The organism is Ruegeria sp. AM4 (assembly GCF_056540665.1).
Genome location: NZ_JBQFXD010000003.1, coordinates 222,975 through 235,369, shown reverse-complemented (window position 1 = coordinate 235,369; position 12,395 = coordinate 222,975). Strand labels below are relative to the sequence as shown.

14 protein-coding genes and 1 tRNA gene are annotated in these 12,395 nt (G+C 59.3%); 4 read left to right on the top strand and 11 right to left on the bottom strand.

What is annotated here, in order from left to right; translation table 11 throughout:
- Positions 1-51: 51 nt before the first annotated feature.
- The 3 genes from ACR0JA_RS08970 to rlmB all read right to left on the bottom strand — a co-directional run bounded on the left by ACR0JA_RS08970 (position 52) and on the right by rlmB (position 1,655).
- Positions 52-534, bottom strand: a complete 483-nt coding sequence (locus ACR0JA_RS08970) for a YHS domain-containing (seleno)protein (protein WP_480572961.1) — start codon at positions 532-534, stop codon at positions 52-54.
- A gap of 65 nt (positions 535-599) precedes the next feature.
- Entirely contained in the window at positions 600-740 is a 141-nt protein-coding gene (locus tag ACR0JA_RS08965) for a hypothetical protein (protein ID WP_480572958.1), read from the bottom strand.
- Positions 741-881: 141 nt separating this feature from the next.
- Entirely contained in the window at positions 882-1,655 is a 774-nt protein-coding gene (gene rlmB, locus ACR0JA_RS08960; RefSeq protein ID WP_480572955.1) for a 23S rRNA (guanosine(2251)-2'-O)-methyltransferase RlmB, read from the bottom strand.
- A 116-nt stretch (positions 1,656-1,771) separates the two neighbouring features.
- Here rlmB and ACR0JA_RS08955 point away from each other — a divergent pair.
- Positions 1,772-1,855, top strand: a tRNA-Tyr gene (locus ACR0JA_RS08955).
- 83 nt (positions 1,856-1,938) lie between these two features.
- Here the strand turns inward: ACR0JA_RS08955 and ACR0JA_RS08950 are convergent.
- The 5 genes from ACR0JA_RS08950 to ACR0JA_RS08930 all read right to left on the bottom strand — a co-directional run bounded on the left by ACR0JA_RS08950 (position 1,939) and on the right by ACR0JA_RS08930 (position 7,373).
- Complete coding sequence (locus tag ACR0JA_RS08950) at positions 1,939-2,460, bottom strand: DUF2478 domain-containing protein (RefSeq protein WP_480572952.1); 522 nt, start codon at positions 2,458-2,460, stop codon at positions 1,939-1,941.
- Positions 2,461-2,531: 71 nt separating this feature from the next.
- On the bottom strand, positions 2,532-3,197 hold the full coding sequence (locus ACR0JA_RS08945; protein ID WP_480572950.1) for an NnrU family protein: 666 nt from the start codon (positions 3,195-3,197) through the stop codon (positions 2,532-2,534).
- Between the two features lie 105 nt (positions 3,198-3,302).
- A complete protein-coding gene (locus tag ACR0JA_RS08940; RefSeq protein ID WP_480572947.1) occupies positions 3,303-5,366 on the bottom strand; it encodes an ABC transporter permease in 2,064 nt (687 codons plus the stop codon).
- A complete protein-coding gene (locus ACR0JA_RS08935) occupies positions 5,363-6,412 on the bottom strand; it encodes a quaternary amine ABC transporter ATP-binding protein (RefSeq protein WP_480572944.1) in 1,050 nt (349 codons plus the stop codon). Before ACR0JA_RS08935 ends, ACR0JA_RS08940 begins: the two co-directional genes overlap by 4 nt.
- A gap of 10 nt (positions 6,413-6,422) precedes the next feature.
- Positions 6,423-7,373, bottom strand: a complete 951-nt coding sequence (locus ACR0JA_RS08930) for an ABC transporter substrate-binding protein (protein WP_480572941.1) — start codon at positions 7,371-7,373, stop codon at positions 6,423-6,425.
- Positions 7,374-7,740: 367 nt separating this feature from the next.
- Here ACR0JA_RS08930 and ACR0JA_RS08925 point away from each other — a divergent pair, with 367 nt between their 5' ends.
- Both ACR0JA_RS08925 and ACR0JA_RS08920 read left to right on the top strand, forming a co-directional pair.
- On the top strand, positions 7,741-8,403 hold the full coding sequence (locus ACR0JA_RS08925; RefSeq protein WP_480572938.1) for a DNA-3-methyladenine glycosylase I: 663 nt from the start codon (positions 7,741-7,743) through the stop codon (positions 8,401-8,403).
- Between the two features lie 42 nt (positions 8,404-8,445).
- Positions 8,446-9,132 carry a hypothetical protein gene (locus ACR0JA_RS08920; protein ID WP_480572935.1) on the top strand — a complete coding sequence of 229 codons (687 nt, stop codon included), beginning with the start codon at positions 8,446-8,448 and terminating at the stop codon, positions 9,130-9,132.
- Positions 9,133-9,136: 4 nt separating this feature from the next.
- On the opposite strand, the gene ACR0JA_RS08915 is transcribed toward ACR0JA_RS08920, so the two are convergent.
- Positions 9,137-9,544 carry a c-type cytochrome gene (locus tag ACR0JA_RS08915; RefSeq protein WP_480572932.1) on the bottom strand — a complete coding sequence of 136 codons (408 nt, stop codon included), beginning with the start codon at positions 9,542-9,544 and terminating at the stop codon, positions 9,137-9,139.
- A 98-nt stretch (positions 9,545-9,642) separates the two neighbouring features.
- Here ACR0JA_RS08915 and ACR0JA_RS08910 point away from each other — a divergent pair, with 98 nt between their 5' ends.
- Positions 9,643-10,080 (top strand): DMT family transporter, encoded by a 438-nt coding sequence (locus ACR0JA_RS08910; RefSeq protein WP_480572929.1) that lies wholly within the window; start codon positions 9,643-9,645, stop codon positions 10,078-10,080.
- Here the strand turns inward: ACR0JA_RS08910 and ACR0JA_RS08905 are convergent.
- On the bottom strand, positions 10,064-10,750 hold the full coding sequence (locus ACR0JA_RS08905) for an ABC transporter ATP-binding protein (protein WP_480572926.1): 687 nt from the start codon (positions 10,748-10,750) through the stop codon (positions 10,064-10,066). The two genes, ACR0JA_RS08910 and ACR0JA_RS08905, sit on opposite strands and share 17 nt — an antisense overlap.
- Positions 10,743-12,029 carry a lipoprotein-releasing ABC transporter permease subunit gene (locus ACR0JA_RS08900; protein WP_480572923.1) on the bottom strand — a complete coding sequence of 429 codons (1,287 nt, stop codon included), beginning with the start codon at positions 12,027-12,029 and terminating at the stop codon, positions 10,743-10,745. Before ACR0JA_RS08900 ends, ACR0JA_RS08905 begins: the two co-directional genes overlap by 8 nt.
- Between the last annotated feature and the right edge of the window lie 366 nt (positions 12,030-12,395).

Sequence of the window (12,395 nt, the reverse complement as noted above, 5' to 3'; positions counted from 1 at the left end):
GGGAGCGCGCATTTTTGTGATGACAAAGCACAAACGGCGGAAGTCTGCCGATCAATCATACAGGATCGCAGGCCAATGCTGCTGGGCCATTTGGATGTTTTCGGCCACGTTTCGTTCCCATAGCTTTTCGATCGCCGGCGAGTGCGTCAGGTAAAGCCGTCCGTCGACGACTTTCCAGGCTTTCGGATCGGTGGAACTCAGCAGCCCCTGCGCCATCGCCAAGGCACAATAACCGCCAAACTGCGGTGCAAATGCGCGCGGGTTACGCTCGAACTGTTCGCGGTTTTCCTGAGATGCGAAATGCCACACCGCGCCCTTCCACATCACGGCGATGCCGGCCTGACCCTGCAGCGGCTGTCCATTGCTGAAATAGGACACTGCGTCATAGCCCGACAGCGCGGCACCATCCGCCGAGAAATACATCGGCTCTGCCTGAGCCAGCGCAAAGGGTGCGCTTGCGGCACATGCCAAACCTGCCAAAAATACTCGTCTCGACAACATCGGAGTTCCATCCACCTCTGATCCGAATGCCATAAGATGCGTTTTTTCGCGCAGTGTCGAAACCCCCTATGACAGGGATGTGAACAGCTGTGGCAAACCTAGTCGAAGACGTCCTCGATCACGTCCCATGCCTCGTCCAGCACTTTCGAGAACAGCGATTTCTTCCTTTTCTTCGGCTTGGCTGTCTTTTTCTTGGCACCGTTATACTCGACTGCTTTCTCAAGCTTGGCTTTGGGCATCATCTTGAGGTTATGCAGCGGCGCGCCGCAACTGGAACAGCTCAGCTCATGCTGCTGCCTGCCCTTCAGGACCAGGGCAGCGCGGGTGCCGCAATAGCAACATGTGGCGATTTTTTGCGGGGCGGGAATGGCGGCCTCCTCTTATCTGCTCACAGATGCATATAGGGCAATTGCGGCTGCATTTGAGACATTCAGTGACCCAAATCCGCCCGCCGCGTCAATCTTGACCAGCATATCAACGGTTTCTTTTGTTTTCTGCCGCAGCCCGGGACCTTCGGCCCCCAATACCAGCGCCACAGGGTGATCCCGACGATCCCTCAGCGCGGTCTCGATGGTTTCTTCGGCCTCTCCGTCCAGTCCGAGCACCAGATACCCCATCCCCTGCAATTCGGTGATCGTGTCCGCAAGATTGCGCACCCGCAGATAGGGCTGACGTTCCAGCGCGCCGCTGGCGGTCTTAGCCAAAGCGCCGGTTTCCGGGGCCGAGTGGTGGCGTGTGCCAATCACGGCGCTGGCGCCCAACACCTCGGCCGAGCGCAGAATAGCGCCCACATTGTGCGGGTCCGTGACCCGGTCGAGCAGCAGCACGCGTGGGTTTTCCTCACCGATGCAATTTTCGGCCAACCCGCCCCAATCCAGCGGTTTGACCTCGAGCGCGGCCCCCTGATGCACAGATCCCGGATCAATCGGAGCCGTGAATTTTCGCGGATCGACCATTTCCGCCTCGATCCCGGCAAATGCTATTGCCTCAGCCAGTTTGTCCTGCGCGTTGCGGGTCACGATCAGACGCAATTTCTGCCGTTTCGGGTTCATCAGAGCATCGCGCACGGCGTGCAGTCCGAACAGCCAAACGGTTTCTGCGGCAGTCGCTTTTCGCGCCTGTTCCTTCTGGACGACCCACTTGGGTTTCTTCATGACTTGGGCCTCCGGGCCGGGACATACGTTTCCTGCGTCAAAGCGGTATTTTCCTGTTGACGCTTCTTAGGCGCGCTAGTAATCACGCCTCCACGTCAGGTGCAACGCCTGACAGTGGGCGACAGGCCGCAAGGTGTGGCAGGGGACTGTAACTCCCTCGCGGAGACGCACGCCTGGTTCGATTCCAGGGTCGCCCACCATCTCTCCAACACGATAGCAGACCGGAATTTGGCAAGCAGATGGCGCGCTGTCCACCTGTGTGAGCGGACAGCAGCAGCTTTGGTCACGCGGCTGCGTTCCTTTGCGTGTCGATGCGGTCGAACCAGTCCAAAATCGCGTCGACATTCGGTTCAAGTGCCTCGGCCCCTTCCCCGGTGAATTCCTGAAACTTGTCCGCGTTCAGGCCGTTGACGCCAACCAGAACCGGGATGTCCTGCGCCAGCGCCTCGCCGATCACGGGGCGAAATCCGCGACCATCCGATTCGTGCTTGCCGAATTTGTTGATGATCAGCAACTGCGGAGCGTCGAACAGGGATGCGGTCACGTAACCAACCGCCTGTTCCAACGCCGCCGGGTCCAAGCGGCAACCGCGCGCATGGGTTCCCAAAGACTGTGAAATACGAATTGTCTCGCCATCCGGCAGCACGCGCAGATCCATGTCGCATTTGCTGTTGTCGGCACATTCCGTATTGGTCTGAACGACGCCGGACAGCTTGGCCCCCATGTCCAGCAAATGTTCGGCAACGGCACTTAGCAACCGGTCGGTTGCTCCGCGGTCTGTGGTGGTGACATAGGCCAGATGCATTAGCAATTCCCCAAAGCAGTCGTGTCAATGTTCAGTTAGCACGGTTCGGTCTGTTCGGCCACTCGGCACCGTCAAGGCAACGGTGTGAGACCGATGACAGGTGCATGCAGGTGTAAGAGGGCCGCAAACGCGACAGCGGCGGCAAGCCACATCCAGGGGCGTGGCCAGGGTTTTGGCAAGCGCAGAGATAGACGGGCCGTGTTACGGGCCAACCGCACCCACTCGTCCCCCAGGTCGCGGGATTTTCGCTGGTCGATCATCCACATTCCAAGCCCCGCAAAAGTTGCGAACAGGCCAAACAGGATCACATGGGACAGGCTGCCATTCGCCAAAAGGTGGGCAACCGCCCACAACAAAAGCGCCAGCAAAAGGGGGTGACGTGTGGTTCTGAGAACGCCCGGTTGGTCGGGATCGAACGGTTTGCGCCCCAAACCACCAAAAGAGAATGGATTTTGGATCGAAAGCCCCACGACCGCCAGCCAGCAGGCGATGGGCATTATCAACAATGGGACCCAACGCAAGGCAGGATAGGGCGGGAAGACCTCGACATAGGGCGCGTTGGCAGCGGCCACGACAAGCCATGCAAGCAGTCCCAGCGACATCAGGGAATAGCAGGCGAAATAAGCCTGCCGCCCCACCGCAGAAATCAACTGATTGCGAAGTTTTGGCCGCGCCGGGACGGCGTGGCTGAGCATGAACAGGACCAATGCTGCGCTAAAACTGCCCCAACCCGCCATGTGACCTCCGAACGTGTTTGAGGGCGTTTTAAGCGCCGGACGTCGTGCCGTCCTTGTTCGAAATCAAGTTTGCGGCAGGGCGATCAGATCGCCCTGTCCCAGCTCTTACAGGCCTAACGCCTGACGGCGTTCTTCGGCAAAACCCTGCACGATGCGATCGGCGACCAATGCCAGAATTGCCATCGCTGCACCGGCCGAAATGCCCAGCCCCACATCCGCCTGGCCCAGCGCCAGATAGATAGACTGGCCCAATCCGGTGGTACCGATCAGCGCCGCAATCACCAACATGGCAAAGGCATAAAGGATCGTCTGGTTCAGCCCCAGCAGGATCGTCGGTGCGGCATAGGGCCCCCGCACATCCCGCATGATCTGCCAATCGGTTGCGCCACTGGAAATGGCGGCCTCCATCATCTCATCCGGTGTGTTGACCAACCCGTGCCGCGTATAGCGGATCATCGGTACAATGGCGTAGGCGCAGATCGCAAGGAAAGCCGAGAACTCTCCGATCTGAAACACCATCAGCACCGGGATCAAGAAAACGAACAGCGGGATCGTCTGCAGCATGTCGCAGATCGGGCGCACGACGCTCCAGACCGGTTTCCAGACTGCGCTGGCCAGACCGACCAGACCTCCGATGACTGCGCAGGAAAATACCGCTGCACCGCTCAGATAGAGCGACAGCAAAGCCCGTTCCCACAGGCCCGACACCAGAATCGTGGCCAGAAGACCAACCACCAACGCCGCTAAACGCCAACCACCGGCGACCCAGCCCAGCGCGGCAGCCCCGGTCAGAACAAACGGCCACGGCAGGTTCGAGATGCCGGTTTCCAGCATTCCGATCAGGATCAGCGCAATCAACCCGCCCGTCAGGCGGCCGCGCCACGCCATCAGCAGCGCAATTGCGCCACCAAAGGCAAACAGACCAAAGCTCATGGCCGGGGTCCACTGAAACCCCCAGGTGAAGGGAAGCACCGCCTGATCCAAACCGATACGCAAAGGTAGAAGCACATAGAACAACGAGTTGTTCTTGAGCGCATCCAGCCACGGCCCGTTGGCTTGGGTGAATGCGGTCAGCCCGCTATCGACCGCCTGTGCCATCGGGTCCAGCAACGTCAGGTCAGACGGATTCGGCAACCGGGCCCAGAAGATTGCCGTGAACAGCACAGCGAAACCCAGAACCGCCCAGACGATGCGTTGGTCATATCGTTTGCGCTCGGTCGCCAGGGTGCCGCTCATCCGGTCGATGACCACCGCAAAGACCACGATCACAAGACCGGCCAGCAGAGATTCCCCGAACTGGGCCTTGCGCATGGTCAAAAGGACTTCCCAGCCGATATCGTTGAACCCGCCGATCACGGCGGCAATGATGACCATCGACAGGGCCGCCATCAAACATTGGTTCACACCGACCATGATCTGCGTTGTCGCGGCAGGGATTTCGACCTGAAACAGCTGTTGAAACCGGGTGCCGCCGGACATGATCGCGGCCTCTTTGATCTCGGGCTCAACCCGTTCGAGACCCAGCATCACGTTTCTCGCCATTGGCGGCGCGGCATAGATCGCCGAGGCGATTAGGCCAACAACCGGACCGAAGCCAAACAACAACAATAACGGTGTCAGGTAGGCAAAGGTCGGCACCGTCTGCATCACATCCAGCACCGCCTGAACAAAGGTCTTCACGCGTGGCACTTCGTTGGCCAGAATCCCGATCGCCCCGCCCAGAACCAGTGCAACGGGCACCGAAACCGCAACCAGCGCGAGCGTGTTCATACTCTCGGCCCAATAGCCAGATGCAAGAACAAAGCTGAGCCCCAGAAAGCCCAGCGCCGCCATCGGCAAACCACCCAGATACCAGCCCAGCGCCGTGACGATGCCGATCAAAACCGGCCACGGAGTGTTGCCCAATACGAAATTGGCCCAGTTCATTGGATAGGCCATGACATCGGAAAACAGGCGAGCCGCCGGTTTGATTCCGTTCAGAAACCAATCCAGAAACGCCCCGACCCATTGGGTTGCAGGCAATTCCCATGCTGTGGGCCATTTGCCCAACCATGGCGCGACGCCCTCAAGCGCGAGGCAAACCGCACCGACGATCAGCGTGATCAGCGCCGCCTGCGCACCTGCGGTCAGCTGCGTGTTTTGCGCGGGCATGTCCGTTGCAAGACTCATGTTTCATCCACCTGCAAGGCAGCAGCCAGATCGGACGGATGAACGGTCCCGACAATATTGCCCTCGGCATCGCGTACCGGAACCGGTTCATACAGTTCCATGCAATGCGCAAGTGCGGCGTCCAGCGTCATTGCGGTGGTCAGGCCGGGATCATCCGGCCCTCGCTCGCCATCCTCGCGCATGACCGAGGCGACCTTGGCGTGCTGCCCCTTGGCAACATCTTTCGAGAACTCGCGCACATAATCGTCCACCGGGCGCAGCACGATATCCGTCGGCGTGCCGATCTGCACAATTTTGCCATCGCGCATGATGGCGATCCGGTCGGCAAGCTTCAGCGCCTCCTGAATGTCATGTGTGATGAAGACGATGGACTTCCGCAGCGTCGCCTGAATGCGCAGGAACTCATCCTGCAATTGTCGGCGGATCAGCGGGTCAAGGGCCGAGAACGGCTCGTCCAGAAACCAGATATCGGGGTTCACAGCCAGCGAACGAGCGATGCCCACGCGTTGACGTTGCCCGCCGGACAATTGCCGGGGAAAGCTGTCTTCGCGCCCTTCCAGCCCGACCAGCGAAATCACTTCTTGCGCGCGCGCCAGTCGTTCCTTTTTGCCAGTCCCTTGAACGCGCAGCGGATAGGCGACGTTTTCTGCAACGGTCATGTGTGGAAACAGGCCGAAATGCTGGAACACCATGCCCAGTTTCTTGCGGCGCAGTTCCGTCAGCGCTTTCTTGGAGGCCCCAATGACATTTTCGCCATCCACGCGGATTTCACCACCCGTTCCGGGCAGCAATTGCGAGATACACCGGATCAGTGTGGATTTACCCGACCCGCTGAGCCCCATGATAACGAACAGCTCACCCTCTCGGACCTCGAAATTCGCGTCCTGCACAGCGGGAATAAACCCCTCGTCGCGCAATTCGGTGGCTGCTTTGTCGGCGTCATTCCCTGACCGAGCCAGCGCGTCGGTCAGGGCTTTTTCAGCGCCGGGCCCAAAGACCTGCCAGAGATTCTGGCAGGCAATGGCTGGCGTATTCGCGTCAGTCACTTAAAGGGGCTCACTGGGTTGCGGCATCAACGACCGGACGCCATTTGCCTTCGTTTTCTGCCATCCAGGCGGCCACGACTTCTTCGACGGAACCACCGTCAACGTCGATCGCGCCCATCATCGGCTGCTGATCTTCAACCGCCAGTTGATAGTTGGTCAGGATTTCGTAAGCGGCGGGCCACTTCTCTTCCATTCCGCTCCAGCCGGCCTTGAAGATGCGCGACGGCGAGAAATCGCAATCGTTCACCGCGTTGGGGTTCGGACCCCATGCCGGATCGTTGAAGCACGCCTCTTCGCCCGCCGGCAGGTCAACGAACTGCACGTCATAGGCCGACATCGCCCAGTGCGGCTGCCAGAAGGTGATCAACAGCGGCGACTTGCGCTCGGTCGACGCGCGCAGTTCTGCGATCAGCGCACCCTCGGATCCGGCAGGGACTGCTTTGAACGGCAGCTCCAGGCCAGTCATACGGTCCGCGCCGGGTGTTCCCCAGTCGGCGGGATAGTCAACCAGACGACCGCCGGGCAAGGTCTCGGCTGTTGCGAAGACCTGCGCACAGTCTTTCAGCGCCTCCCACGCGGGCAGGCCCGGGCAGAGTTCGGCAACGTGTGCCGGGTAAGCGATGCCTTCCTTGGCATCCAGACCCAGATCACCGATTTCAACCACTGTGCCTTCGTCAATTTTCTTGGCGTATTCGTCCGAAACGTTGGAGGACCAGATCTCGAGCGTTGCAGCAATGTCGCCATCGGCAATCGCCTGGAACTGGTTCATCATGCCTGCGGTCACATATTCCACATCATAGCCTGCGGCCTTGAGCATTTCGCCCGCGACGTGGGTGGTGACGTGCTGGCCTGTCCATTCGTTGATTGCCAGTTTGATCGGTTCGTCCACGGCACCCATGTCGGCTGCGCTTGCAGCACTTGCCACAGTCAAAGCCAGAAGGCTGACACCTAGTTTTTTCATGGAAATTCTCCCTGTCTTCTTTCGTTGGCCCGCGCCGATCGGTGACTCGTCCACGGGCGTTTCTTTTACCGAAACCGTACCGCAACATGCACGAGTTGAGGACGATAAGAAAAGACATCATTTGCTGACGCTGCCGAATTCTCCGGATCGGTTAGCGCAATTCTGTCTTTACTATCCCATCCACGCGCGGCACGGCATTTCCGGTCTTTGGATGGCGGCAGATTGCGGGAAATTGATTGACCAGTCAATTATAAATATCACCCGTCGATTTTGACCGTTTTACCCTTGGCTCTACGACGCGTTTGGGGGCTTGCTCTTGCAAGGCACGAACAAAGCGGCAACACTTGCCAGGTGGAGGGCAAACACCATGCGTCACTTTGATGAAATCTACGAATTGGCCGCAGGTCGCCACGGTGGCGCAGAGGCATTGGAGAGCGGCTTGAGCAAACCCAAACCTGCGGCAGAACTCGCGGAGATGCCGGACGACCGGTGGCTTTCCATTATCACCAAAACCATCTTTCAGGCCGGATTCAGCTGGAAGGTGATCGAGGCCAAGTGGGACGGGTTCGAAACCGCCTTCGACGGCTTTGACATCGGGCGCTGTGCTTTCATGGATGATGAAAAGTTTGATGCGCTGCTGCAAGACACTCGGATCGTGCGCAACGGAACCAAGATCGCGACCGTCCGCGACAACGCGGCGTTTCTGCTGGAACTCCGCGATGAAGGGGGCGCAGGCAAGATTCTAGGCGAATGGCCGTCGACCGACTACGTTGGTCTGCTGGCGATGCTGGGCAAGCGCGGGTCGCGACTGGGTGGGGCGTCGGCGCAATATGCCATGCGCTTTGCGGGTCGCGACAGTTTCATCCTGTCACAAGATGTCACCGCGCGGCTGATCGCCGAAGGTGTCATCGACAAGGCCGCTACGTCAAAGAAGGCTATGGCCGCCGTGCAAGAGGCGTTCAATACATGGATGAATCAATCCGGAAGGTCACTTACGGAAATCAGCCGGGTTTTGGCCATGAGCCTGTGAAAACGGCTTGCAGCGCCGCCTGCGCGCATTAGGCTCTGCCTCATGCTGCGCGTTTTTCTCGTTTTGATCCTGATCCTTCTTGTTTCCTGCGGTCGCCAGATGACCTCGCAGGAACGCGCATTTATCGGGAACATTCACGGCGAAACGATTAACCCGGATCGTGTGCGACTCGTCAAAGGCGCGCCGGTTGCCGCGATTACCTTTACCCGTCAGGCGCGCCCACGTCTGGCCTGCCGCGAACGGATACTGCCGCCGGTAAAGACCGAAACCGTTACGGGCAAACCTGCGGCGGTGGCCCTGTTCAACCGGGTGTATTTCACCAGGGACTGGTATCTGGACGACTACATGTCGCAATACCCCGAAAAGATGAACCTGATCGCTGCGATGTTGCTGGCGCATGAGGTAACGCATGTCTGGCAGTGGCAAAATCGCAGGACAACCGGTTATCACCCCCTGCGTGCGGCGGCCGAGCATGGCCGTGAGCCTGACCCATATCTGTTCGATCTGGATACCTCGCCGGACTTTCTGGCCTATGGTTACGAACAACAGGGCTCAATCGTCGAAGAATATGTGTGTTGCCGGGCGCTGGATCCCGGAGCGCCGCGCACGAAACGCCTGCATGACATGCTGAAACCGCATTTCGACCTCGCTGCCCTGCCCGCAAGCCGGCGCGAAAGCGACGTATTGCTGCCCTGGGCCGGGGCGGAAATCGAAGGTATCTGCCGGTAAGGCGCTAGCGAGTCTGCAAGGCTTTCAGATAGGCGACCAGATCGGCAATCGGTCGGCTGGTCAGGATGGGCTGACCCTCGGGCGTTTTGATCGCCGTATCTTTCCCTTCGAAAAAGGGGCCGTAAACCGGCATTGGGCTGCCGTGACTGACCAAAGGGTCACGCCCGTCGATTCTGGCTACGACCCGCGCAGTGGGAAAGACGCCCTCCGCATCAGTCAGTGCCTTCAGGTTGGTCGGTTGAATAACCAGCACGCCCGCCATGGGGCCGTGTCCGGTGGCGTCCAGCCCGTGACATGTTGCGCAATAGTGCTGATAGATTTCCTCGCCAGTTTCGGCATCCTGCGCTGTGGCGCATTGCGCTGCCATCGTGGCCAGCGCCAGGCTCATGAACCCGAGCAACCAATTCGTCATCTTATCCTCCGACGCAATCAGACATTTACAGGCTTGCCGGACAGTCGCGATGCCGCAATGATCCAGATCAACGAGATCGGCACATTCGGGGGCACCTCATGACACAATACGCAGCGATCATGCTGGCAGCAGGGATCGGCATTCCGATCCTAGCGGCGCTGAACGCGGCGCTTGGGCGGTTGATCGGTTCGCCCACTGCGGCGGCGGTTATCCTGTTTGCGATCGCTTTTGCCGCATCTGCACTGGTGTTGCTGGTAATGCCGGGAGGTCAGGCGTTTGCCAAAGCAGCGCAGGCCCCAAAACACTTGTTTCTGGCAGGCATTCTGATCGCGTTCTACGTACTGTCCATCACCCATGTAGCGCCGCATTTCGGGGTTGGAAACGCGGTGTTCTTTGTCCTGCTGGGGCAGTTAATCAGCACCGCCGCGATTGACCATTATGGGCTGTTTGGCGCGCAGGTGACGCCGCTGACATGGATGCGCGCGGGCGGAATCGCGGTGATGGCCGCAGGGGTCGCCATCACTCAACTGGCCTGAGCATCCCCGCGTCCAATCGCACCATCCGATCCATACGGGCGGCCAATTCAAAGTTGTGAGTCGCGATCAGCGCCGAAAGCCCCGCCTCGCGCACAAGGGTCATGAGCGCTTCGAACACCTGGTCCGAGGTTTCGGGGTCCAGATTCCCAGTTGGCTCATCCGCCAGCAAAACGCGTGGATTGTTGGCCAGTGCCCGGCAAAAGGCCACACGCTGCTGTTCGCCGCCGGACAGGGCCGCCGGGCGATGATCGGCCCGCGCGTCCACGCCGACCCGACCAAGCAAGGTCATGGCCCGGTCCTTGGCCGCCTTTTCCGAGACACCGTTGGCCAGTTGCGGCAGCACGATATTCTCAAGCGCGGTGAATTCAGGCAGTAGGTGATGGAATTGGTAGACAAAGCCGACATCCTGTCGGCGGACCGCAGTCCGGGTGCGGTCGCCTTTGCCGGTGACGGACTGCCCTGCAACCTCGACGCTTCCCGCATCCGGTGAATCCAATAGCCCGGCGATGTGCAACAGCGTCGATTTTCCCGCTCCGGACGGGGCTACCAGAGCAACCGCCTCACCGGCGCGCAATTCCAGTCCAGCGCCGCGCAGTACCTGCACCTCGCCCGGCGTGCCCTTGAGATAGGTCTTGGTCAGGCCGCTCAGCCGCAAAGTTACGTCATTCATAGCGCAGCGCCTCAACCGGGTTCAGCCGCGCGGCGCGGCGGGCAGGGAAGTATGTAACTAGGAAAGAAAGCCCAAGTGACAATCCGATGGCCTTGAGCACATCCGACAGGTGCAGTTCCGCAGGCAGAGCGTAAATACCCCGGATCGCCGGGTCCCAGACGCCGCCGCCCATCACGTAGTTCACGAATGAAAAGATCGGATCAATATAGAGCGCGAACAGGCAGCCAAGAATGACGCCCATCGCCGTGCCAATGATGCCGGTGAACGCCCCGCAGATGAAGAAGACACGCAGCACAGATCCTTCGCTCAGGCCGATTGTGCGCAGGATGCCGATGTCCCTGCCCTTGTTTTTGACCAACATGATCAGGCCGGAAACGATGTTCATCGCCGCGATCAGAACAAGGATCGACAGGATGATGAACATCACGTTGTCCTCAACCTCAAGCGCCCGCAGGAACCCGCCCGAGGCATCCTTCCACGTCCACAACTGCGCGCGTTCGCCCGCAGCGTCCAATATCGGGATCAGAACTGAGTTCATATCTTCGGGCTGCGCGACCATGACCTCGATCTCATCCGCGACGCCATCGCGGTTGAAAAAGCTCTGCGCTTCGGCAAAGGGCATATAGACCCGCGTGCGGTCGATGTCATAGCGGCCTGCGGAAAAGACATAGACCACGTCATATGCATTCACGCGAGGCGATGTTCCAAAGGCGGTCTTGACCCCATTGGGCGACGTCATTTTGATCTTGTCGCCAACCGTCGCCCCGATCGCCCGCGCCACGCCCGAGCCGATGGCAATGCCGTTCTCAAATTGCGAGAGGTCTCCGTAAGCTTGCTCACTGTCGGCAATACCGGGCAGACTGAACAGGTCGTCCGGGCGAATACCATAGACTTCGACACCAGTGCTGCGGTCCCGATTGGTCAGCAGCACCTGCCCCTTAACCAGCGGGGCGGTGCGTTCAACGCCCGGCACCTTGGCTATCCGGGCCGCCATGCCGTCGTAGTCCTCAATGGTCCGGTCAACACGGCCCTGCGCATCGATCTCGCCCGCGGAATAGACGGTGACATGGGCATTGGCACCCAGAATGGTGCCGACAAATTCCGAGCGGAAGCCCGAGCGCACGGCAAGCGTCGCAATCAGCGCGAAAACCGCCAGCGTAATTCCGATCAAAGAAATCCACGTCATCACGCTGACACCGCCCTCGGCGCGGCGGGCGCGCAGATAGCGCCAGGCGATTTTCCATTCGAATGGGGCAAAAGGCGGGGGCGTCTTGGCCATTACTGCTCCGGCATTTGTTTTGCGGCGACCCTTTCGGCATTTCGCGGGATGGTCAAGCCAGTAGTGCTATTCCCACCACGCCTGGCGCCTTCGCTCGCCGGGAAACAGGCCCCTGCATTCAGAAACTCCGAATCAGTCTTCGGTTTCTGACAAAACCACTCTTGCCAGCCGAGAATGTATTTCTTTTCCGATATACCGCCAGTTGTGAAGCCCTTCACAGACAAGGGCTTATTGTTTCAGCTATGAAGTCAATGTGAGTAGTTGAGCAATAATGCGAGTCCATAAAGCAACATTTAAGGCGTAACTTTATTTCGCGGTTTGCTTATTTTGTGTAATTTTGTCACCCTAAAGTTCGGGGGACACAGT

Bases quoted from the DNA above. Each gene is read 5' to 3' on its own strand.
- ACR0JA_RS08970 (WP_480572961.1), bottom strand. From the start codon at position 534: ATGGCATTCGGATCAGAGGTGGATGGAACTCCGATGTTGTCGAGACGA.
- ACR0JA_RS08965 (WP_480572958.1), bottom strand. From the start codon at position 740: ATGCCCAAAGCCAAGCTTGAGAAAGCAGTCGAGTATAACGGTGCCAAG.
- rlmB (WP_480572955.1), bottom strand. From the start codon at position 1,655: ATGAAGAAACCCAAGTGGGTCGTCCAGAAGGAACAGGCGCGAAAAGCG.
- ACR0JA_RS08950 (WP_480572952.1), bottom strand. From the start codon at position 2,460: ATGCATCTGGCCTATGTCACCACCACAGACCGCGGAGCAACCGACCGG.
- ACR0JA_RS08945 (WP_480572950.1), bottom strand. From the start codon at position 3,197: ATGGCGGGTTGGGGCAGTTTTAGCGCAGCATTGGTCCTGTTCATGCTC.
- ACR0JA_RS08940 (WP_480572947.1), bottom strand. From the start codon at position 5,366: ATGAGTCTTGCAACGGACATGCCCGCGCAAAACACGCAGCTGACCGCA.
- ACR0JA_RS08930 (WP_480572941.1), bottom strand. From the start codon at position 7,373: ATGAAAAAACTAGGTGTCAGCCTTCTGGCTTTGACTGTGGCAAGTGCT.
- ACR0JA_RS08925 (WP_480572938.1), top strand. From the start codon at position 7,741: ATGCGTCACTTTGATGAAATCTACGAATTGGCCGCAGGTCGCCACGGT.
- ACR0JA_RS08920 (WP_480572935.1), top strand. From the start codon at position 8,446: ATGCTGCGCGTTTTTCTCGTTTTGATCCTGATCCTTCTTGTTTCCTGC.
- ACR0JA_RS08915 (WP_480572932.1), bottom strand. From the start codon at position 9,544: ATGACGAATTGGTTGCTCGGGTTCATGAGCCTGGCGCTGGCCACGATG.
- ACR0JA_RS08910 (WP_480572929.1), top strand. From the start codon at position 9,643: ATGACACAATACGCAGCGATCATGCTGGCAGCAGGGATCGGCATTCCG.
- ACR0JA_RS08905 (WP_480572926.1), bottom strand. From the start codon at position 10,750: ATGAATGACGTAACTTTGCGGCTGAGCGGCCTGACCAAGACCTATCTC.
- ACR0JA_RS08900 (WP_480572923.1), bottom strand. From the start codon at position 12,029: ATGGCCAAGACGCCCCCGCCTTTTGCCCCATTCGAATGGAAAATCGCC.